At 44.1% G+C, this 22830-nt stretch carries 20 protein-coding genes and 2 pseudogenes; 6 read left to right on the forward strand and 16 right to left on the reverse strand.

Annotated features, from left to right (window positions below; all coding sequences use genetic code 11):
- Positions 1-33 precede the first annotated feature (33 nt).
- The 3 genes from spoT to gmk are packed head-to-tail and all read right to left on the reverse strand — an operon-like array spanning position 34 to position 3122.
- Positions 34-2151 (reverse strand): bifunctional GTP diphosphokinase/guanosine-3',5'-bis pyrophosphate 3'-pyrophosphohydrolase, encoded by a 2118-nt coding sequence (spoT, locus tag EAE93_RS16305; RefSeq protein WP_110086257.1) that lies wholly within the window; start codon positions 2149-2151, stop codon positions 34-36.
- Positions 2152-2168: 17 nt separating this feature from the next.
- A complete protein-coding gene (gene rpoZ / locus EAE93_RS16310) occupies positions 2169-2444 on the reverse strand; it encodes a DNA-directed RNA polymerase subunit omega (RefSeq protein WP_011144672.1) in 276 nt (91 codons plus the stop codon).
- A 54-nt stretch (positions 2445-2498) separates the two neighbouring features.
- Positions 2499-3122, reverse strand: coding sequence for a guanylate kinase (gene gmk / locus EAE93_RS16315; protein ID WP_214040111.1), 624 nt, complete (start codon positions 3120-3122; stop codon positions 2499-2501).
- Positions 3123-3466: 344 nt separating this feature from the next.
- On the opposite strand from gmk, the gene EAE93_RS16325 reads away from it, so the two are divergent.
- Complete coding sequence (locus EAE93_RS16325) at positions 3467-3904, forward strand: type II toxin-antitoxin system HicB family antitoxin (RefSeq protein ID WP_214040113.1); 438 nt, start codon at positions 3467-3469, stop codon at positions 3902-3904.
- Between the two features lie 240 nt (positions 3905-4144).
- Here EAE93_RS16325 and EAE93_RS16330 read toward each other — a convergent pair whose 3' ends face one another.
- The 8 genes from EAE93_RS16330 to EAE93_RS16365 form a co-directional block, all read right to left on the reverse strand.
- A complete protein-coding gene (locus EAE93_RS16330) occupies positions 4145-5059 on the reverse strand; it encodes a hypothetical protein (protein ID WP_250151061.1) in 915 nt (304 codons plus the stop codon).
- 841 nt (positions 5060-5900) lie between these two features.
- The gene (locus EAE93_RS16335) at positions 5901-6743 is read right to left on the reverse strand and encodes a peptidase associated/transthyretin-like domain-containing protein (protein ID WP_250151062.1); all 843 of its coding nucleotides are present in this window, start codon (positions 6741-6743) and stop codon (positions 5901-5903) included.
- A gap of 819 nt (positions 6744-7562) precedes the next feature.
- Positions 7563-9155 carry an RCC1 domain-containing protein gene (locus EAE93_RS24670; RefSeq protein WP_250151063.1) on the reverse strand — a complete coding sequence of 531 codons (1593 nt, stop codon included), beginning with the start codon at positions 9153-9155 and terminating at the stop codon, positions 7563-7565.
- A gap of 790 nt (positions 9156-9945) precedes the next feature.
- Entirely contained in the window at positions 9946-11364 is a 1419-nt protein-coding gene (locus EAE93_RS16345) for an RCC1 domain-containing protein (protein WP_110086254.1), read from the reverse strand.
- An 81-nt stretch (positions 11365-11445) separates the two neighbouring features.
- Positions 11446-12141: an RCC1 domain-containing protein gene (locus tag EAE93_RS16350; protein WP_110086253.1), complete on the reverse strand. Its 696-nt coding sequence runs from the start codon at positions 12139-12141 to the stop codon at positions 11446-11448.
- A 667-nt stretch (positions 12142-12808) separates the two neighbouring features.
- Positions 12809-13195: a KilA-N domain-containing protein gene (locus EAE93_RS25120; protein WP_332009212.1), complete on the reverse strand. Its 387-nt coding sequence runs from the start codon at positions 13193-13195 to the stop codon at positions 12809-12811.
- Positions 13164-13442 carry a helix-turn-helix domain-containing protein gene (locus EAE93_RS16360; RefSeq protein WP_036779863.1) on the reverse strand — a complete coding sequence of 93 codons (279 nt, stop codon included), beginning with the start codon at positions 13440-13442 and terminating at the stop codon, positions 13164-13166. The genes EAE93_RS25120 and EAE93_RS16360 overlap by 32 nt, the downstream gene beginning before the upstream one ends.
- On the reverse strand, positions 13439-13759 hold the full coding sequence (locus tag EAE93_RS16365) for a type II toxin-antitoxin system RelE/ParE family toxin (RefSeq protein ID WP_214040114.1): 321 nt from the start codon (positions 13757-13759) through the stop codon (positions 13439-13441). The genes EAE93_RS16360 and EAE93_RS16365 overlap by 4 nt, the downstream gene beginning before the upstream one ends.
- Before the next feature lie 468 nt (positions 13760-14227).
- Here EAE93_RS16365 and EAE93_RS16370 point away from each other — a divergent pair, with 468 nt between their 5' ends.
- The 3 genes and pseudogenes from EAE93_RS16370 to EAE93_RS16380 all read left to right on the forward strand — a co-directional run.
- Positions 14228-14482 (forward strand): hypothetical protein, encoded by a 255-nt coding sequence (locus EAE93_RS16370; RefSeq protein WP_214040115.1) that lies wholly within the window; start codon positions 14228-14230, stop codon positions 14480-14482.
- Entirely contained in the window at positions 14479-15120 is a 642-nt protein-coding gene (locus EAE93_RS16375; protein WP_036814297.1) for an AAA family ATPase, read from the forward strand. The genes EAE93_RS16370 and EAE93_RS16375 overlap by 4 nt, the downstream gene beginning before the upstream one ends.
- Positions 15029-15283 (forward strand): annotated as a pseudogene (locus EAE93_RS16380) (zinc ribbon domain-containing protein); the annotation flags it as partial. The gene EAE93_RS16375 and the pseudogene EAE93_RS16380, both read left to right, overlap by 92 nt.
- A gap of 431 nt (positions 15284-15714) precedes the next feature.
- Here the strand turns inward: EAE93_RS16380 and EAE93_RS16385 are convergent.
- Positions 15715-16037 (reverse strand): annotated as a pseudogene (locus tag EAE93_RS16385) (CcdB family protein).
- Positions 16037-16279: a type II toxin-antitoxin system CcdA family antitoxin gene (locus tag EAE93_RS16390; protein WP_036768299.1), complete on the reverse strand. Its 243-nt coding sequence runs from the start codon at positions 16277-16279 to the stop codon at positions 16037-16039. The pseudogene EAE93_RS16385 and the gene EAE93_RS16390 overlap by 1 nt, the downstream one beginning before the upstream one ends.
- A gap of 154 nt (positions 16280-16433) precedes the next feature.
- On the opposite strand from EAE93_RS16390, the gene ligB reads away from it, so the two are divergent.
- Positions 16434-18326 (forward strand): NAD-dependent DNA ligase LigB, encoded by a 1893-nt coding sequence (gene ligB / locus EAE93_RS16395; RefSeq protein WP_250151064.1) that lies wholly within the window; start codon positions 16434-16436, stop codon positions 18324-18326.
- Here the strand turns inward: ligB and EAE93_RS16400 are convergent.
- Positions 18320-18937: a trimeric intracellular cation channel family protein gene (locus EAE93_RS16400; protein WP_036779852.1), complete on the reverse strand. Its 618-nt coding sequence runs from the start codon at positions 18935-18937 to the stop codon at positions 18320-18322. The genes ligB and EAE93_RS16400 overlap by 7 nt on opposite strands.
- Before the next feature lie 134 nt (positions 18938-19071).
- On the opposite strand from EAE93_RS16400, the gene EAE93_RS16405 reads away from it, so the two are divergent.
- On the forward strand, positions 19072-20361 hold the full coding sequence (locus EAE93_RS16405; protein WP_214040116.1) for a DUF3748 domain-containing protein: 1290 nt from the start codon (positions 19072-19074) through the stop codon (positions 20359-20361).
- A 62-nt stretch (positions 20362-20423) separates the two neighbouring features.
- On the opposite strand, the gene EAE93_RS16410 is transcribed toward EAE93_RS16405, so the two are convergent.
- A complete protein-coding gene (locus EAE93_RS16410; RefSeq protein WP_036779848.1) occupies positions 20424-20744 on the reverse strand; it encodes a YceK/YidQ family lipoprotein in 321 nt (106 codons plus the stop codon).
- Between the two features lie 636 nt (positions 20745-21380).
- Positions 21381-22634: a valine--pyruvate transaminase gene (locus tag EAE93_RS16415; RefSeq protein WP_036814394.1), complete on the reverse strand. Its 1254-nt coding sequence runs from the start codon at positions 22632-22634 to the stop codon at positions 21381-21383.
- Between the last annotated feature and the right edge of the window lie 196 nt (positions 22635-22830).

Genomic DNA, 22830 nt, shown 5'->3' on the forward strand with positions numbered 1-22830 from the left:
GATCCCCTGAGCGACGAGGGGAGTCTGGCCGGTTTAGTTTCTGTTACGGCTGACTCGCATCACATCCGGCATAATGCGGATTTTGCGCATAATGTTGGCTAACTGGATGCGGTCCTTGGTGGTCAGCCGGATAAACGCGCAGTAAACACGGCCATCTTTCTCTTCTGTGTTCATGCTCTGAATATTGGAGTTTGCCGCGTTAATCGCGGCGGTCAGATTTGCCAGCGCCCCTTGATGGTTAAACATATCCACTTTTATTTCAGCAATAAAATCACTGCTAACATCTTTATCCCACTCTACCGCCATAAATTTCTCCGGCTCTTTCTGATAGCCGCGAATATTACGACAGGATTCATGGTGGATAACCAACCCTTTGCCGGGGCTGATGTGGGCGATAATCGGGTCGCCGGGGATCGGCCGACAACATTTGGCAAAAGTAATCAGCACACCGTCAGCGCCTTTGATCGGTAATTTACGTGCTCCGTTGTTATTGCTACTGGTGCTTGCGCTGCTCTCCTGCGCGCCTAGCAGGTTGCGGGCGACGACGATACTCATGGTATTGCCAAGCCCGATTTCAGCCAGCAGATCCTCTATTGTCGCGAGTCTCATTCTCGTCAACTCTTTATTGATATTTTCCTGTGGAATATCAACCAGCTTTTTCCCATTGCCCAACGCGTGATTTAGCAGGCGGCGACCTAGCCCAATCGAATCTTCCCGCTTAAGGTTTTTTAGCAATTGACGAATTTTGGCGCGCGCTTTTGAGCTGACGACAAAGTTTAGCCAGGCGGCGTTTGGCCGAGCGCCCGGCGCGGTAATAATCTCAACTGTCTGGCCGTTGGTCAGCGATTGCGATAATGGATATGGCTGGCGATCAACTCGCGAACCGACACAGGCATGACCAATATCGGTGTGTACGGCGTAAGCGAAGTCAACCGGGGTAGCGCCCGCGGGTAATTCCACAATGCGCCCTTTCGGGGTAAAAACGTAAATCTCATCAGGAAACAGATCAGATTTAACGCTTTCAATAAATTCAAAAGAGTTGCCGGCGCTTTGTTGTAATTCCAGCAGGCTCTGCATCCAGCGTTGTGCGCGAACTTGCGCGGCGGTGCTCGACTCTTTCTGTTCCTTGTAGGCCCAGTGTGCCGCGACGCCCATTTCAGCCATTTGATCCATATCTTCGGTGCGAATCTGGATTTCAACCGGTACGCCGTGAGGGCCAATCAGAGAAGTGTGCAAGGATTGATAGCCGTTGGCTTTAGGGATGGCGATATAATCTTTTATTCTGCCTGGACGGGGTTTATACAGGCTGTGCATCTGCCCCAAAACGCGATAGCAGATATCAACATTGTTGACGATGACCCGAAAGGCATAGATATCCATAATGGAATGGAAACGCTGCTCTTTGAGGTGCATTTTCTGGTAGATAGAGTAGAGATGTTTTTCCCGCCCGCTGACTTTGCACTCAATATTGGCTTCGGCCAGTCTGCCTGCGATTTCAGACAGAATTTTCTGGATCATCTCTTTACGGTTGCCACGGGCCGCTTTTACCACCTCTTTGATAACCCGGTAACGGTTAGGGTGAAGGGCCTCAAATCCAAGCTCTTCTAACTCGGTTTTCAGATGGTGAATACCCAGACGATGAGCCAAGGGGCTGTAAATCTCTAACGTTTCCCGGGCGATACGACGGCGTTTATCTGGACGTAACGCCCCGAGAGTACGCATATTATGGGTACGGTCTGCCAGTTTGATCAAAATGACGCGGATATCCTGCACCATCGCCATGATCATTTTGCGGAAGTTCTCCGCCTGCGCCTCTTTTTTATCGCGGAAATTGAGCTTATCAAGCTTGGAAACCCCCTCGACTAACCCGGCGACCACCGGGCCGAAAGGTTGGGCGATATCTTGAAAGGTGGCGGGCGTGTCTTCAATAACATCATGCAATAAAGCGGCCATCAGTGTTTCATGGTCGAGACGCATTTCGGCCAGAATACAGGCGACCGCGACAGGGTGCGTAATGTAGGGTTCGCCACTGGTGCGGGTTTGCCCGTCATGGGCATCCCGCGCGACAGTGTAAGCCTGCTTGAGGAGTTCAATTTGACTCCCAGGCAGATATTTTTGGATAAGCAGATTCAGGCTTTCGAACAGATACAAGGCAGACCTACCGTAGATTAACGACGACTTTCCGCGATAGCGGAAACCGCCTGCATTTCCGCGGCTTCCTGCTCTTGTTGTTCCTGGCGCTCACGGACATCCAGGATCTTACCGTTAATCAGCCCCTCTTCCACTTCACGCAGAGCGATAACCGTCACTTTATCGTTCTCTTCCGCCACCAGCGGGTCTTTACCGCCTGTTTGCAGTTGACGCGCTCGACGAGCGGCGACCAACACCAGGTCAAAACGGTTACCAATTTTTTCTACAGCGTCTTGAACAGTTACGCGTGCCATATGTGTGCGACTCCACAGGTAAAGAAATGACTGGGCATCATACTGAAATTGGGTTCAGTCTGCCAATAATTTGCTGATTAAAGCATCATGCCGTTGCGCCTGGCGCTCCCGATGCAGGCGTTCTGAACGGATGATGGTGTGCAGATCGGCCAATGCAGTATTGAAATCATCATTAACGATTAAATAATCATACTCGTTATAGTGAGCCATTTCTGCAACGGCTTGCTCCATACGTTTTTCAATAACGTCTTCACTGTCCTGCCCCCGGCCACGCAGACGGCGACAAAGCTCCTCTTTTGACGGCGGCAGGATAAAAATGCTGCGGGCAGATGGCATCTGTTTGCGGATCTGCTGTGCTCCTTGCCAGTCGATATCAAGAAAAACATCCACCCCACTGGCAAGGATCTCTTCAATCACTTTCCGGGATGTACCGTAATAATTATCAAAAACACGGGCGTGTTCCAGAAATTCATTATTATCGATCATCTGGCGAAAGGCTTCTTCGGTGATAAAAAAATAGTGTTCACCATGATTCTCACCGGGGCGCATTGCACGCGTGGTATGAGAGACAGAAACCTGAGTATCATACAAAGGTTGAGTTTTTAACAAAGCCTGAATCAGACTTGATTTACCCGCTCCGCTTGGCGCAGAGACAATATATAACGTGCCTTGGATCATGATGGTGTCTTGGTTGATTGGGTAACAATAACAATGAAGCAGAATAAAATTCTTTTACAGTATACACGTACCTGCTTATATGTGTCGCGTTGCCGATGCATTTCTGCCGAAATTTTGCTGGCGAAGGATTGCTAATGGGTATTTTGTATCGTTAGGGGGGACTTCTCAAGGAGTGCTGATAGAAAAGGCTAGGGGTGGAGGAAGCCACCGAAAGGTATCTATAAATGGTAAATCGTCGGTTTTCCCCGATCATGGCTCCAAAGAGATCCCTGAACCATTGAGGAAGAAAATAATGAAGGATCTGGGGCTTTAAGTTCCGGTTATCTATCTTAAAGAGAGGTATTATGTTTAATTATCCGATAAAACTAGAATATGACGAAGAGACAGGAAGTTATGTGGCTAGTTGTCGTGATCTTCCCTTATTCAACTCAGTAGGTGACTCAGTTGATGAAGCTCTTCTCGAATCTATTGATGGGTTGGTTACGGCTATTGCTATAGAAATTGACAAACGTCGGCCTATACCTGAAGCATCCCTGTTGGAGGCAGGTGAATATGTTATCAGTCTCCCTATTCTCGTCGCAATGAAAGCGGCATTGCATAATGCAATGATAGAGACAGGAACACGCAAAGTCGATCTTGCTCGACGATTAGGGCAAAAGGGGCCACAGATTGATCGGCTTCTTGATGTTGAACATTCATCAAGGGTTGAAGTTGTTGAATTGGCTTTGCATCAGTTAAATAGAAAGTTAGATATAGCGGTTAATACTACATTACATCATTAAATAAAATATCACATAAATTGAGATATTTTGCGAATGAAAGTAATTGAAAGAGTAACATGAACAAGTAAGCGGATAATATGATTAAGTGTGAATGAATTAGAAAATCAGTATAATAACTGGAATTAAATATTCTGATATTTCAGATTAATAGCAAATAAGATGAATTATAACTCGGTCTATTATCTGTATTGCTTGGATATTCAACCGGGGATTGCTCCCCGGCTGTTTTATTAATGATCTTTATTGATTATTGCTATCCGCTTTTCTCTTCCAGGGGAGATTATCTGGGTTATCATGGGGGGCTGACTGCTTCTGGTTAGCACTTTCCGCACTAGTCGGCCTCATGACGGCCGGGTCTTTAAACTTATCATTTGGATTATCGTCTGGTGGCGTCCAGAAAGCGACATTATGAATCCAATGGCAGTTGTCTTGCATCTCAATTGACGGCACCCCGTTTGCCCACTCACTTTCCCACTCAAATTTCTCGTCGGGTTTACGTTCCCATGAAAATCCGGCCCCTTTGCAGGTTGCTGTGTAAACCAGGTCTGTTATGCTGGATTCCATAACATTTTGGTCCCCCTGGAACCAGTGGATCTTATGATTTACAACGGCAGCATCCGTATAAAGGTCTACTGTGGCTTTGCCGGGCGCGCCATCTTTACGCTTGGCAGTCATCTTACAGTAATACTTACCTGTGATCACATGCGGAACCTTGAAGATTCTGTTTTGTGCTCTAACCCAAAACATGCCGTCTTTTAACATCAAATCTCCGGTCGGCGTTGGAAACTCCTGATCGATTACTGGCGGAAAGACATTCGGTAAGTTAGTGGACCCCCTTGCTGGGTAATGAACCGGTTTACCTTGGTTGTCTTTCCCATTGATGATTGGCTGCCCGAGAGCTTTGAATATGACTTCTGCGTTCCAGGGGGGAGTAGCAGGGTATATTGGGTCTGGTGTTGGTTTCTTGGGGCAGTTATTAGTAGCGGCCAATACTGAGGTAGAAAAAAGCGCCCCGATAGACACGCACATTACCCATACCGGCCAGCGTCGATTTCGGCCAACATTCTGCTTGACGCTGTTGATGAACGTTTTTTCAGTATTCATCGGATATTCTGACGGGGATTGTTCCCCGGTTGGTATATTAAAAATTTTCATTCTCTGTGATAACCCTGTCCCGGCCAGATTGCATTGGCCTTTTAAGGGCACTCCTTCTTTAAATGATTATTTTCTGCATCGGGTTATCCGTGCAGGCCAACATTACAGATTGCATTCATATAAGGGTATTGCAGGAACTTATGTTTGAGGAGAAATCGTCTGGATTCATATTACCCTCCTAAATTTAAGGTTGTAGTGGATTAACCTTTTTACCCACAGGGGAGCCTGTACCGTAAAACTAAACCCCTTGCGGATTACGCTGATTTTCTATTGCGACTAACAAGACATAAATAAGTTTAGCAACTCTTTAAAAAAAAGATAATAGAAAAAGCAAAAGATTAGAAAAATGTGATAACGAAAAGTTATCAATCGATAACTATAGGTTATCGCTAAAGTGGATTGTTAATGATGGTTGCTAAGATTGTTTTTCACAAATAAATGATAAGAGTGATAATAATGAGATTTAAATAGAAGAATTTAATCGGGATTTACATCTTTATGGCTATTATTACGTGAACGAGTAACTTAATTAACTAATAACCTATTGTCGGGCTGGAAATAAGGTGTTGCTAAGTTGTTTTCGTAATTTACGTTCTATATGATTTATAAAATATTAGTTATTTTGGGGTTTTTGATGTTTGTTTTTCACACTTTTTCGTAAAGTTATTGTCTTTTGAACTTTATTTAGAAGGTGATTTTGCTAATAACAGCGGGCGGGGGGATGATATTTTAAATGAGATAATGATAGGCAGAGCCGAGTGTTATGGCTCAGCCTTGGTTTTAGTAACAATTATTGCGTGCTCAACCGGGGATTGCTCCCCGGCTGTTTTGTTGACGATTTTTATTTATTGCTGCTATCCGTACTAGTCGGTCTCATAACGGCCGGATCTTTAAACCGATCATTCGGGTTGTCTTCTGGTGGCGTCCAGAAAGCAACATCATGAGCCCAATTGCACAGGTCTTGCATTCTAATTAACAGTGCTGGGTTGTCCCAATCACTTTCCCATTCAAATTTCTCTTCGGGTTTACGCTCCCATGAAAATCCGGTCCCTTTGCAGCTTGCTGTGTAAACCAGGTCTGTCACATTAGATTCCAGAACGTTTTTGTCTCCCTGGAATCTGTGGATGATCTGATTTGCAACGACAGCATCCGTCTCAAGGGTTGCTGTGGCTTCGCCAGGCGCCCAATCTTTACGTTTGGCAACCATCTTACAGGTATATTTACCTGTTACCACATGTGGCACCTTGAAGATTCCGTTTGGCGCTCTAACCCAAAACAGGCCCTCTTTCAGCTTCAAATCTCCTGTCGGCGTTGGAAACTCATGATCGATTACTGGCGGAAAGACATTCGGTAAGTTAGTGTACCTCCTTGCCGGGTAATGAACCGGCTGACCTTTGTTGTCTTTCCCATTGATTATTGGCTGCCCGAGAGCTTTGAATATGTATTCTGCTCTCCAGGCAGGAGTGGCAGGGTATATTGGGTCTGGTGTTGGTGCACTGGGGCATTTTGCAGCGGCCAATACCGAGGTGGAAAAAAGCACTCCTATAGACACACCCATCACCCATGTCGGCCACCGGCGTATTCGGCCAACATCCGGCTTGACTCTGTTGATGAGTTTTTTTTCAGTATTAATCGGATATTCTGACGGGGATTGTTCCCCGGTTGGTATATTAAAAATTTTCATTTTTTGTGATAACCCTGTCCCGGCCAGATTGCATTGGCCTTTTAAGGGTACTCCTTCTTTAAATGATTATTTTCTGCATCGGGTTATCCGTGCAGGCCAGCGCCAACGTTACAGGTTGCATTTATATAAGGGTATTGCTGGCACTTATGTTTGAGGAGAAATCGTCTTGATGCATATTACCCTCCGAAATTTAAGCTTGTATTGAATTGATTTTTTTACCTACAGGGGAGTCCGTTAACAAAAACTTAATCCTTTTTGGGTTAAGCTGATTTTCTATCGCGACTAATAAGACATAAATAAGTTTAGCAACTCTTTAAAAAAAAGATAATAGAAAAGGCAAAAAACGAAAAGAATGTGATAACGAAAAATTATCAGCCAATAACTATAGATTAACGCTAAAGTTGATTGTTGGTGGTGGTTTTCAAGATTGTTTTTCACAGGTAAATGACAATAATGAGATTTGGGCGGAATAATTTATCGGGGATGTACATCTTTATGGATATTATTTATTACGTGTGTGAGTAACTTAATTTACTAACAACTGATCGCAAGACGGAAAATAAGTCGTTGTTAAGTTGTTGCCGTAACTCTCGTTCTGTGTGGTTTATGAAAAATTAGTTATTTTGGGATTTTTGATATTTGTTTTGAGAACTGTTTCGTAAAATTATTGTTTTTTCAATCTTTATTTGTAAGCTAATTTTGCTAATAACAGTGGGTGGGTGAGATGATATTTAAAGTAGAATAAGCGATAGGCTGAACCGAGGTATTGTGGTTCAGCCTTGGTTTTACTGTTTTTTAGTCATTCATAATACCAATCGGCTAATCATCATATTCGCTATGTACTATATTGTCACCCAGATCCAAAAGGTCCCAGGCTAATCTTTGGCCATTCGCCCGTAAAATGGTGAATGCGCTGCTGGATGCACTTAGGCTGATGATATCTTGTAGTTGGGCTATTCCAGGTGGTATCTGGATATTAAGTTCTTTGGACCCCCAAGCGACCACGCTACGGTTTGCCCGTAGAGCCGCGAAAGCATAATGACCTCGCGAGGAATCATCAAGATCGGTTGTACTCAGGCTGACGATATCCTTTAATTTGGCAATCTCGGGTGGAACACTAATAAGACCCCAGGAGACCACACTGCGGTCTGCCCGTAGGGCTACAAATGTGTTCCTTGATGAGTATAGGCTGACGATATCCTTTAATGCGGCAATTGCGGGTGGAACCTGACCACCAGAGTCCGGATCCCCCCAGGCGACGACACTGCGATCTGTACGCAAAGCGGCGAAAGCACCATTTGTTGCACTTAGACTGATAATATCCCGTAATGAGGCGATTTCTGGTGGGACTTGGCCGCCATAGTCTTGATGCCCCCAAGCGACTACGCTGCGGTTTGCCCGCAGGGCGGCTAAAGCATAAGTTGTTATACTTAGGTTGACAATATCTTGCCATTTTACAATTTCAGGAGGTATGGGATATCCGGGCCAGGTGACCACGCTGAGGTCTGCTCGCCGGGCGATGAAAATGTTATTTATTGAACTGAGACTGATAATATCCTGTGATTTGGCAATATCGGGCGGAACTCGGACTTTTCCCCAAGCGACCACGCTACCGTTTGCTCTAAGGGCGGTAAAGGTATCATTTGTAAAGCTATATTGTACAATGAATTTGTACTTGCCAATGCTCTTATTTTCGCAATGGGCTCGATTACGGCCTGGCCACCAGGCTGCACAGACACTATCCGAAATGTTATGTATTGAACTTATGCTTATAATGTCCTTTAATTCAGCAATTTCTGCTGGTAATTTGCCGCCATATTCCTGATCTCCCCAAGCGACTACACTACCGTCTGCCCGCAAGGCTGAGAAAGCATAATTTGTTGAACTCAGGCTGACAATATCCTGTAATTTGGCAATTTCTGGCGGTATAGAGCCGCCATACTTCTCATCTCCCCAAGCGACCACGCTACGGTCTGCCCGCAGGGCCGCGAATGCATAGCCTGTTGAACTCAGGCTGACGATATCTTGTAATTTGGCAATTTCTGACGGTATAGAGCCGCCACCGCTCTCATCTCCCCAGGCGACCATTCTGCCATTTGTTAATAACATGGCGGTTGCGGTGTAAGTGGAGGTGATGGAGACCTTGTTGTCTTTCCCATTGATTATTGGTTGCCCGAGAGATTTGAATATGTATTCTGCGTCCCCTAGGTCTGGTGTTGGTTTACTGGGGTATTCAGTAGCAGCCAATACCGAAGTGAAAAAAAGCGCTCCTATAGATACGCACATTACCCATGCCGACCACCGGCGATTTCGGCCAACATTCTGCTTCACTCTATTGATGAACGTTTTTTCAGTATTCATCGGATACTCTGGCGGGGATTGTTCCCCGATTGCCATGTTAAAAATTTTCATTCTTTGTGATAACCCTGTCCCGGCCAGATTACATTGGCCTTTTAAGGGCACTCCTTCTTTAAATGATTATTTTCTGCATCGGGTTACCCGTGCAGTCCCTCATTACAGGTTGCATTTATATAAGAGTATTGCTGGAACTCATGTTTGAGGAGAAATCGTCTTGATGCATATTACCCTCCTAAATTTAAGGTTGTATTGGATTGACCTTTTTTACCCACAGGGGAGCTATACCGCAAAACTGAACCCCTTGCGGATTACGCTGATTTTCTATTGCGAATAACAAGACATAAATAAGTTTAGCAACTCTTTAAGAAAAAGATAATAGAAATATAAAAAGATTAAAAGAATATGATAACTGTAGGTTAACGCTAAATCCGATTGTGAATGATGGTTTTTAAGATTATTTTCTACAGGTAAATGACGATAATGAGATTTAGGCGGGAGAATTTGTCGGGGATATGCGTCTTATGACTATTATTTATTACGTGTACGAGTAACTTAATTTACTAATGATTTATTGTAAGTCGTAAAATAAGGCGTTGTTAAGTTTTTGTCGTAATTATATTTTTGTGTGGTTTATGAAAAATCAGTTATTTGGGGTTCTTTGATATTTATTTTTCGAACTATTTCGTAAAGTTATTGTTTTTTAATCTTTATTTGCAAGCTGATTTTTCTAATAGCAGCGGGTGGGTGAGATGATCTTTAAAATGGAATAAGCGATAGGCTGAACCGAGGTATTGTGGCTCAGCCTTGGTTTTATTGTTTTTTAGTCATTCATAATACCAATCGGCTAATCATCATATTCGCTATGCACTATATTATTCCCCCTATCCAAAAGATCCCAGGCTAATCTTTGGCCATTCGCCCGTAAGACGGCGAATGCGCTGCTTGATGAACTTAGGCTGATGATATCTTGTAGTTGGGCTATTCCAGGTGGTATCTGGATATTAAGCTCTGTGAACCCCCAAGCGACCACGCTGCCGTTTGCCCGTAGAGCCGCGAAAGCGTAATTACCTCGATCCGCTGAATCATCAATATCAGTAGTTTTCAAGCTGACGATATCCTTTAATTTGGCAATCTCGGGTGGGACACTGATAGTACCCCAGGAGACCACACTGCGGTCTGCCCGTAGAGCTATAAATGTGGTCCTTGATGAGTATAGGCTGACGATATCCTTTAATACGGCAATTTCGGGTGGAACCTGACCACCAGAGTCCGGGTCCCCCCAGGCGACGACACTGCGATCGGTACGCAAAGCGGCGCAAGCGCCATTTGTTGCACTTAAGCTGACAATATCCCGTAATGCGGCAATTTCTGGTGGGACTTGGCCGCCATAGTTTTGATGCCCCCAAGCGACCACGCTACCGTTTGCCCGCAGGGCGGCTACAGCATAGGTTGTTACATCTAGGTGGATAATATCCTGCCATTTTGCAATTTCAGGAGGTATGGGATACCCGGGCCAGGTGACTACGCTGAGGTCTGCTCGCCGGGCGATAAAAATATTATTTATTGAACTTAGACTAATAATATCCTCTAACTTTTTAATGTCTGGCGGGACCGGGACTTTTCCCCAAGCGACCACCCTACCGTTTGCCCTAAGGGCGGTAAAGGTATCATTTGTGAAGTTATATTTTACAATGGTCTTGTGCCAGCCAGGGTGGTCGTCATCTCCGCAATCGAATTGATTACGGTCTGGCCACCAGGCTGCACAGACACTATCCGAAATGCTATGTATTGAACTTATGCTTATAATGTCCCTTAATTCAGCGATTTCTGCTGGTAATTTGCCGCCATATGCGTAACCTGTATGACCTCCCCAAGCGACTACACTACCGTTTGCCCGTAAGGCCGCGAATGCGCAATTTGTTGAACTCAGGCTGACGATATCCTGTAATTTAGCAATTTCTTCTGGGAGATTGCCGCCATACTGCTCATCTCCCCAAGCGACCACGCTACGGTCTGCCCGCAGGGCTGCGAATGCGTAACCTGTTGAACTCAGGCTGACAATATCCTGTAATTGGGCAATTTCTGGCGGTATAGAGCCTCCACAGCTCTCTTCTCCCCAAGCGACTATTTTGCCATTGGTTAATAACATGGCGCTCGCAGTGTAAGTTGAGGCGATGGAGGATTTGTTGTCAAAGTGACTACATATCCCACCTCCAGATTGCTGGTATAGTTTGTTTGGTGAGAACTCGTTATTTGGGTTCATATTATTCTCCTAATAAGGTTATATCGGATTGACCTTACTCTCAGGGAGTCTGTACCGTAAAACCTCTGCTTAATGGATTAATTAATAGTCGTATTCATAATGTAATTTATTATCATTAGCTGAACCCCAGCCAACTCTCTGACCATCGGCCCGCAGTACGGTAAATGAGTTTCTTGATGCATTTAGGCTAACGATATCTTGTAACTGAGCTATCCCGAGTGGGACTTGATTGCCTTGATAATTGCCATATCCCCAGGCAACGACGCTACCGTTTACCCGTAGGGCGGCAAATGCGGTTTCTGTTGCGCTGATACTGACAATATCTTGCAATGCGGCAATGTCGGGTGGGGTTTTGATATCATTACCTCCCCAGACGACGACACTGCGATCTGCCCGTAGGGCCGCGAAAGCCTTCGATGTTGTGTACAGACTGACGATATCTTGTAATTGAGCAATTTCTGGCGGGAGTTGACCGCCGTTACCTTCGTTTCCCCAAGCGACGACGCTCCGGTTTTTCCGCAGAGCCGCGAAAGCATCATCTGTCGCGCTTAGGCTAACGATATCCCGTAATTGGGCAATGTCGGGTGGGATTTGACTACTGGGGTCATTTCCCCAGGTGATCACCCTGCCATTTGGCAATAACATGGCGGTTGCCCCTCTGGTAGAAGCGATAGGCATATTATTATCAGCGTGACTACTCCTGTTTGGTTGCCAATATTGTTTTATAGGATTACCGCCGGTATCTATGTTGGGTGAGGGATCGTTATTTTGATTCATATTATTCTCCTAATGATGGTGATATCGGATTGACCTTTTTACCTACATTACCCACAGGGGAATCTACGCCATAAAACTTATCCTTTGCGGGTTAAGCTGATTTAATACTAGCCATTCTTTGATGAGTAAGATAATAGAGAGAGGTTATCGGCTAATAACTATAGGTTAATACTAAATTGATTTTTTGGTAGTTGGTTTTGGATTATTTTTTATCGATAAGTGATGAAGGTTAAAATTATGAGGCTTGAACGACAGAATTTAGAGGAAATGTACATCTTTATGGCTATTGATTAATACATGAATATGTAACTTAATCTACTAAGTATTAATTGTAAAATAAAGAATAAAAACACCAGGGTGGTTATCTTAATATTCTATTTTTCCTGTTTATAAAAGTGTCAGTTATTTTTTGGTTTTTGATCTTTATTTGAAAATTGATATTGGTGATAAAAGAGGGAGGGAGAACTAAGATTTAAAATGAATGCTTGATAGGCTGAGTTATTATATCTGTCTCAGCCATTGGTTAATGGTTCACTTAATGGATTAACTAATTATATTCGCCGTGAGCCTTAGCGAAATCCGCCGTAAACCCTCGCCCAATGCGGGCGGTGATATAAGGCGAAAAGCCCGCAGGGCTTTAAAGATCCGTTACTGTGTTGATGAGGGATCAGGTAATTGTTGTGGTCTCCCTGCCAACTGTTTGACACCTGGCTGACCAATCAGGGAACGCATCTGAGTAGTGAAAACTGTTCAAACCCGCCTGGCTTTTAAACCTCTCGAATTCGACAGGTTTAAAATTGGCTGAATTGTAGAGCTGCTCCCATATCCCCAGAAACTCAATAGTATTTCGGTTACGCAGCCAATTATAGAGGATACTCTCGTCCCCAAAGTTCTTGACCATATCGGTCAACGAGATGTAGTCCTGATCATTATCTATCGTTGAAAAATGCGGATGTAGCTGACTGTTACAAGAGAAAACAAATATGAAAAACACCCGAAGATGCTTTTCTATGTCGTTTGGATTAAGTTGTTTTGAAGCCAAAATGTAGTTCACAATTGCAAGCTTTGGCGTAGTTCAATAATGTCTTAAGTGTTGGGTTTCCATTTCCTTTTTCAAGCCTGGAAATATTCGCTTCTTTTGTTCCCATACGCTGGGCAACTTGGTTTTGAGTTAAACCAGCAGCATGCCGCATGCGTAATAGAGTATTAATTAGCTCGAATTCTGGTTTTAGCGCATCATACTCAGCTTTTACATCTGGGTTAGATAATGCTTTGGATTTTAGCGACTTTAAACTACTCATTTTGTAACCTCTTTCATTCGTTTATAAGCGAGATCAAGATCCTTTTTAGATATCTTCTGGTTTTTCTTAATAAACGCATGAAGGACGATGATATTTGGGCCTTGTAGGTAACAAAACAATCCGCGTCCAATACCTTCTTGCGCTTTGGCTCGAATCTCGAATAGACCTTTTCCCATTGACTTAGTGTGTGGCTCTCCAAGATTAGCGCCATATTCTTCAATGAGTTCAAGTAGTTTCAGCATACGAGCTTGAATTCTGGGTGGCATATTGAGGATCGCATCCTCGAGACCATCATAGAGTTCAACGTTCCAGTTCATATTCAATATTGCCCTAAAGCTTATCTTATATGATAAGCTTGTGAGTTGCCAAACCTCTGTTTTCGATGAAAACCACAGGGGTGGGAGTTGTTATGGCAACCCTGAACTAAATATTAAATGCATCAGCTTTTCACCATAATATCCGCTCTATGCAGTATATAAAAAAGTCCATTACCTTGGGATTTCAGGCAGTTATTCCTTCGAACCGCTTCGCAAAGTTATTATTTCTGCCTTGGACAGTATCTCTTTATCCTCTATTGTGCCGTTATGCATGGATAGCCAAGGAGCAGCGGATGCTTAATTTATTGATGTAGTCACATGGATGTATCAGAAAAGAGTTGTCCTGGGTGGGAATGGAATTTACACTGCATACTATGGTGTGTAATTTATCTACAGTTGTTACCTTTATATTCATTAGTTAATTTTATTTGTCATAAGTTTGTGGCGCAAATTACAGGGGTTACAGCGATGAGGCTTGAACTGCAAAATTTGGATGAAATGTCACCGGCGCAAGAGCGCGCTTTTATGGCTATCTTTGATGCTCAACTGGCAAATGACGATGGTTCAGAGGCGCGTGCTCACCTTAATTCTGGTGAGCCAATTTATTATGCGGAGTTTGACACTCCAGCAGGGATGGTGATTAAGGAATATCTAGGCGGCCGTAGGGAGCTGGTTAGTTTTATGAGTGGTACCGAGGAGGTAGTTGAGGTTTTGGAAGAGTGACGCATCGGCCTCAGCTATGGGTTATTGCAGGACCTAATGGAGCTGGCAAATCGACACTGGTTCGACGTCATCTAACTGGCAAGGTTCCTGTAGTAAATCCCGATGATATAGCACGAGAACTCAGCCCGCATAATCCATCACTGAAAAATGCGGAAGCGGGTCGGTTAGCTATCAAACAACGAGCGGTTTTTCTCCAAGAATGCCGCTCATTTGCTGTCGAGACGACTCTCACGGGTAAAGGAGAAATTAAGCTGATGGAGCTGGCTGTTAGTGCCGGTTACAAGGTTAACTTTATTTTCGTCGGTGTTCATGATGTGGGTTTGTCTGCCGCACGAGTGGCGCTTCGTGTAAGAGCGGGAGGGCATAATGTGCCAGTTGTCGATATATTCAGGCGCTATGATCGTTCTATAATTAACCTACCGCTGGCTATGAATATATCAGATAGGGTCTGGATTTTTGATAATAGCAATAAGCGCAGGCAGCTATTGTTGGCTCGGGACCGTGACAGAGTGAAGCAATTGGCCAGTTATTTACCTGAATGGTTTAGGCGTCCATCTGGTCAAACTGGATCAGTGGTTCGCCAGTTCGAAAACCTGTCACTGTTGCGGTCACAAAATGCTGGAAATGCCGCTGCGTAAGCGGCTCTGGCAATGCCCTTTCTGTCGAGTCGAACATGACCGCGATATCAATGCGGTGCTCAACATCCAGCGCAAGGGCATAACAGAATTACAGGCGGCGGGACTCGTCGTCTCTGCCCACGGAGGCCAGCGTCAATCCGTCATAAAGACGGTGGCGGCCTGAGAAGTGGGAAGCCTCGCCGTTTTTACGGCGGGGAGCAGTCACAGTAGCATATGCATTTAACTATTAATTGCAATGCGATAAATAGTTAAATGAGTCAGCTTTTCACCATAATATCCGCTCTATACAGTATATAAAAAAGTCCGTTACCTTGGGATTTCAGGCAGTTATTCCTTCGAACCGCTTCGCAAAATTATTATCTTTGCCTTGGACAGCATCTCTTTATCCTCTATTTTGCCGTTATGCATGGATAGCCAAGGAGCAGCGGATGCTTAATTTATTGATATTGATTCTGTTTATTGTTTTCAGTACACCGATAGTTGCGGCTGAGATATCAGATACAGAGAATAATTGTCCTGATTGAGCCGGTATTTTTTACATTCTCCGCACGAAGGGGTCTGACGGTTCTAGTTGTCTTTCTTCTCTTTGCGGGTTCAGGTGTTCGTTATGATGGCATCGAGGGCTGAGATAATTTCATTTCTGGATGAGGCTACGTTGCATACAAAATCTGATTTGTTGATTTTTTTTGCATCCAGAAACGTTATTGCCGGTGTAAATATATAATAACTATTATTATTAATGACCACCTGAGGGGTGATTCTTTTCTGGTTGAGGCAATGTCATTTTTAGATACCAGAGGAACAATAATCCTTGTTGTTAAATCATCAAAATAATCATTCTGGATAATAAGGTAAAACGGCCAAAGCCTGTTTGTTTTGGCCGATGGATTACGATACACATCAAATTGCTGTGGCATTACAGGCTCCCGAAAAATTCATCGTCTGTGAGCATTCCAGCTTTCGCCATGAATATGTTCATAGCCTGCATATCTTCTTTCTCTTTCTCATCCTGTTTAGCTTTTATAGCCTGCGCCAGAAGGATATCTAGTGTTGCTGAGAGATTCATGTCCATACTGTGGGCTTTATCGACCAGTGAAGCCGTCAGGTACACGTTGGTGCTTCTTTTGGTACTGTTACGGGGAGAGGTAACGGTATTCATGGTGTTTACTCCTATGCGCAAAGGTATGATGGGTAACGGAAAAACAATCAAGTATCCTACTTCTTGAAAGACTTAGAATTTAATTATTAATTGCAATGCAATAAATAGTTAAATGAGTCAGGTTCTCACCATAATTATCGGTTTTGTGCAGTATATGAAAAAGTTCGTTATCTTGGGATTTCAGGAAGTTATTCCTTCGAACCGCTTCGCAAAATTATTATCTTTGCCTTGGACAGCATCCCTTTATCCTCTATTTTGCCGTTATGCATGGATAGCCAGGGAGCAACGGATGCTTAATTTATTGATATTGATTCTGTTTATTGTTTTCAGTACACCGATAGTTGCGGCTGAGACATTGAATATAGAGAAAGATTGCCCGGCATGGTCGCAGGATAAATTGCAATATGAAACAAAAAGTCTGATGCAACAGATGGCTCAATGGGATCAACTTTATCGTCAGAAAGGGATCAGCGAGATCGATGATGAAGTTTATGATCAATTAATGGCGGAGCTAATTCATTGGCAGCTTTGTTTGAAACAATCACCTGATTCGAACTTTCCGGTAGAAGTTGTTGCGGATAATAAGCTGGTTCATCCGGTTGCTCATACCGGATTAAGTAAACTGAAAGACGAACGGGAAATTAACCGATGGTTGCACGGCAGATTACCTGTCTGGTTACAGCCAAAGATTGATGGCGTGGCGGTAACACTGGTTTATCAGAACGGGAAACTGGTTTCATTGATCAGCCGGGGCAATGGTGCCGAAGGGGTAAACTGGACAGCAAAAAGCCGACAGATTCCCGATATTCCCCAAGAGATAGAAAATGCACCGCCTTATATGGTACCGCCTTATATGGTATTACAAGGGGAGCTTTTTCTGCATAAGGACGGGCATATACAGCAATATTCTGGCAGTGATGGCGCTCGTAATCGTGTTGCCGGTTTAATGATGCGTAAGGAGCATTCGCCGGAATTAAAGCAAGTCGGTGTGTTTATCTGGAGCTGGCCGGATGGTCCTGTTGATATGGAAAGTAAATTACAGAAGTTGGCAAGTATGGGTTTTCCATTAGCGCTTCGCCACAGCCATAAAATAGAGAGGCCAGAACAGGTACAGAAACTACGGATGCACTATTTTGAACAATCCATGCCTTTTGCCACAGACGGTATCGTGCTGAAACAGGAAATTGAACCTAAAGGGAATCAGTGGCGGTCTGGATCTAACAGTTGGGCTGTGGCATGGAAACACCCTTTACGCCATCAGGTAACACAAGTCAGGGAAGTGAGTTTTACTATTGGCAGAACGGGCAAAATCTCAGTTGTGCTTGGGCTGGATAAGGTGAAATTGGATGACCGACAAGTCAGCCGAGTCAATATTGGCTCAGTCCGTCGTTGGCAACAGTTGGATGTGTTGCCGGGGGATCAGGTGACTCTCACGCTGGCCGGTCATGGTATCCCGAAATTAGCTCAAGTGGTGTGGAGGATTAAAGAGCGTCAGAATATTCAGCCGCCAGATAAGCAGCGTTATCATGCGCTGAGTTGCCTGACGTTAACGGCGGGCTGCGAACAACAGTTTAATGCACGATTGAAATGGCTTGGTGAAAGTTTGCAAATGACAGGCGTCAGTAGCGGTAGCTGGGCAATGTTGACCGAACAGAAATTAGTCACTGATTTAACCGGTTGGTTGGCGCTTTCAGTTCAACAAATTGCGGCCTTACCGGGAATTGGAGATAAACGAGCACAGGCTATTTATTCACAATTCAGCAAGGCAAAAAATCAGCCTTTTTCCTATTGGATGAAAGGGATTGGAGTGCCTTATATGGATAAGCTGTCAGACGATGTTGATCACTGGCGGCAACTGGAGCAGAAATTAGCCGGATCACAGTTAAAACAGCAATTCACTAGCGGGCAATTGAAAAAGTTGTCTGATTTTGTCAATGACACGCAGGTTAAAGCAATTGCAGAGAAACTGTCAGTGGCTGGTATCAAGGGGTTTGATCGGGAAAACGGGGCTGTGGTTAACCCCGTAGGTATAGCTATAGCTCAGTGATCAGAATGTTCATAATTAAAAACAGGTAATCCAAGGCGATAGCGAATAGCAACCAATCTTGCTGTCAAACCTGCGATTAAGGTAATCAGTACAATGCCATCCTGCGGTAATGGCGTATGCTGTAACCCGATGTATAACCAAGCGGCGGCAAAAGAGACACCGGCATAAATCTCTTTCTGGAAAACCAACGGGATGGTGTTACACAGCATATCGCGTAACACGCCACCGAAAACACCGGTGATAACCGCCGCGATGGAGGCGATGATTGGGCTATAGTTCATATCCAGTGCAATCTGTGCGCCGAGAATGGAGAAAACAATCAAGCCAATGGCATCAAGGATCAGAAACAAGCGGCGCAAATGCTTCATCATGGGGGCAACCCAAGTGGTTATTACAGCGGCACAGGCGACGGTGACGATATATTCAGGGTGTTTAACCCAACCTAGAGGGTAGTGCCCCAGAAGTATATCCCGAACGGAGCCGCCGCCAATGGCGGTGACAGAAGCAATAATAATCACGCCGAACATGTCCATTTTACGGCGGCCCGCAGCTAAAGCGCCGGTCATCGCTTCGGCAGTAATACCAATGATATAAAGAACACTTAGTAACATAGGTTATTCGATGTGCATAACGTAAAAAGGTAAGAGTAATGTCGAAGTGGTAAAGTCTCGACTGAAATTTTTTAGTTCCATCCATTTCGGATTAATATTATTTATCCGAAAAAACCTGATGTAAGGATAATAAAATGGCCTTTCAGGAACGGCAAATCACGTTTGATAATCGCAGCCACCAGCTTACCAATATTAATGTCTGGACGCCAGACAGCCAGTGGTTAGCTTATGATGTTCGCCCTCATGGCGCTTCTTTTACCGGTTTAACGATAGAAAAAATTCATGTACATAGCGGCAAAACAGAAATTATCTATCAGGCTAAAGAGGGGGCTCATGTTGGCGTGGTGACAGTCAGTCCAACAGAACCTGTCCGTTATGCGTTTATTCACGGGCCAGAATTCCCAGATGAGCAATGGCATTACGATTTTCATCATCGGCGAGGGGTGATTGTCAGCGAAGATTTACCGGGAAAAGCGGTCACTCTGGATGCGATGGATGTTACTGCTCCTTATACGCCGGGAGCGTTGCGCGGAGGCAGCCACGTTCATGTATTCAGCCCGGATAGTAGCCGTCTGAGTTTTACTTATAACGATCATGTTATGCATGAACTTGATCCAGCGCTGGATTTACGCAATATCGCCGTGGCTGTGCCTCTCAAATCAGTTGAGCCACCTAAACATCATCCCCGTGAATATGATGGTAGCTATTTCTCCGTTGTAGTCAGTCGTACCACTTTTCAGCCGGAGCCGGGTAGTGATGAGATTAACCGTGCTTATGAAGAGTGTTGGGTCGGCCAATCTGGATATCGTAAAGCGGATGGAAATTGGCAGCGTTGGGCGTTGGCATTTATTGGCGATACTATTTCTGCAACAGGGGAAAAAGTACCGGAAGTTTATATCGTTGATTTACCAGAACAGGATGCTGATTATGCCGTAGCAGGGGAAAAACCACTGCAAGGGACGGAAACAACATTACCTGCACCGCCTGCTAATATCATGCAGCGTCGTCTGACATTGACCAATCATAGGCGTTGGCCGGGGGTAGCGAATAATCCACGCCACTGGTTGCGGGCTTCACCGGATGGTGGGCAGATTGGTTTTCTGATGAAAGATGATAATGGCATTGTGCAACTGTGGACAATATCGCCAAATGGCGGCGAACCGCGTCAGATAACTCAGAGTCATTATGGTATTCAATCTGCTTTCAGTTGGGATCGAAGCGGTCAATATGTTGCTTTCATTTGTGATAACAGTGTGATGTTGTGTGATGTCAACAATGGTCAAATGCAGCGTCTGACAGAGCGTACAGAAAAAGCGCCTGCCGCGGATGCCGTTGTGATTTCACCGGATAACCATCATGTTGCCTTTATGCGTGAAATTGATGGCTATATGCAAATTTTCCTGGTGGAAACAGGACTGAAATAAATATATTTGCCGCCAGTTCACTTGCTGCTGGTGGCAATAAATAAACCGGAACGGATTATCAATTAATTGTTTTTGGTTTGATGTTGTGCTTTTTCTATTTTTTCAATTCGCTCTTTTGGTGAACTGGCTGATTGATCTTCGTCAGATTTTATATAGTCATAAGGTAATAACAGAGTATCTAATAGCGCGGAAAAGGGCAGATCGATCGCGAGTAGTGGTTTCATTACCCAGCCTGTATCTTGGTCTTTTAACATTTCAATGTCAGTTTTAGCGCCGGGATAATAACCGCGGCTAGGCCCGGAATGTGTCATGATGCTGGTACACCCGCTGATTAACAGCCATCCTAATGTGACGCAAAATAGAATTAGTTTATTACTCTTCATCGGTTCTATCGATCTCGTATAGCTAAGCCGCTGAAATAGTTCGCCCTTGAGTAAGTTTGTTGGGTGATCTTTATTTCCCCAAATTTATCCAAATCCCTTAATGAAGGGTTTTGACATCAATCACTATAATCACGTCACGCAACGTTGACCATAGTGTTGAGATCAAAAAGTCGTGAATTTTTTATGTAACAGGATTTTTTTCTGTATTTTAATTAATAAAAAGTAATGTAAGTCATCATAATGATCTGAATAGTCTATAGATTAAATATTTCTTAAGTATATGCCCAATGGATTTCAAGATGCATCGCGATGGCGAGTGAGTATCGCCAACAAAGAGGCAACTTGAAAGATAACGGGTATAGAAGTACGTTTTTACTTTGACTGCCATTAAACGCACAAAAACCCGCCTATTCAGGGCATTGGATTTAGAAATTTCTGATTGAATAGAGGTTGCTTAAGGAGAGCAGGCAAGCAAGGAGTGTTTCTTTCTCTTCTTATGCACAAAGCATTCTACAAATTCTGAGAATAATTATGTAAAGTCCTCGTTGTCATTTAGCTCCTGCATTTCCGAGCAGGAGCTTTTTTACTATATTTATTACGATTGATGATTACATTATTGATTTGATTATATTGATTTCAGGCGGCTTGCTGATGCGCTAATTTAATTTCTTCCGCCAGAATCGCAATCCCTTTGGCAATACTTTCCGGATCAGGAACATAATTCATACGCATGCATTCATGAGTATGCGGCCAATCTTGTTCCAGTCCGGGGAAGAAATAGTGACCTGGAACCATTAACACACCCCGTTTTTTCAATCTGTGATAAAGCATTTCTGTGGTTATCGGCAAATTTTTAAACCAAAGCCACAGAAAAATAGCGCCTTCTGGTTTATGGATAAGGCAAAGTTCTGCCGGCAGATAACGACGGATAATTTGGATCACGTCTTGAACCCGTTGTTGATAGAACGGGCGGATAACTTCCTGTGACAAACGAAGCAAGTCATTGCGTCGGATCATTTCCAATGCCATTGCGGGGCCTACACCGCCCGGCGCAAGGCTGATGATGCCATTCATATTACTGACGGCATTGATGATTTTCTCGTTAGCGATAATGATTCCGCAGCGTGAACCCGGCAACCCTAATTTGGATAAACTCATGCACAGAATAATATTGGGATTCCACAATGGCGTAGCTTCGCTAAAAATAATACCTGGGAATGGCACGCCATAAGCATTATCAATGAGTAATGGAATCTGGTGTTGTTGAGCCAGACAATCTAGCCGTTGTAACTCTTCATCAGTGATGACGTTACCCGTTGGGTTGGTTGGGCGAGAAACACAGATCAGGCCGATATCTTCGGTAATATTGAGATGGTCAAAATCAACATGATATTTGAATTGGCCTTCTGGCAATAACTCAATATTGGGTTTATTGGCAACAAATAAGCCTTCGTCCAGCCCTGAGTCAGAATAACCAATATATTCCGGTGCTAGTGGAAACAGTACCTTGCGGACAGTGCCATCTTCTCCGCGCCCAGCCAGCAGATTAAATAGATAGAAGAATGCACTTTGGCTGCCATTGGTCAGGGCAATATTTTGTGTGCCAATCTCCCAACCCAATTTTTCGCGCAACATCTCTGCCAATGCTTGAATCAATGTATCCTTTCCTTGAGGCCCATCATAGTTGCATAGCGTGTCAGTGAGTTGGCCGTTGGCGACCATCTCTGTCAGTAGTTGCTGAAAATAGTCATCCATTTCTGGAATGTGCGCCGGGTTGCCGCCGCCTAGCATAATTGCTCCGGGCGTCCTCAACCCTTGATTAAGGTCATTCATCAGGCGGGTGATGCCTGCATCTTGTGTGAACTTGTTACCAAATTGAGAAAAAATCATAGCCGCGTTCGTTGTCGGTGTGTTATTGGGATTAAGAGACATAACACCATACTCCGCGCACTATTGGGGTGCAATCTGGAAAATTATGACTATTAGTTATTTAATATTGCGTTTAATTTAGCATTTAAAATAAAGAACTGAATGTTTGGTTAATATCCAGCTTTATTATTCATTTTAATCTTAAGTGCGATAGTAA

Source organism: Photorhabdus akhurstii (genome assembly GCF_018448925.1).
GTDB lineage: Bacteria > Pseudomonadota > Gammaproteobacteria > Enterobacterales > Enterobacteriaceae > Photorhabdus > Photorhabdus akhurstii.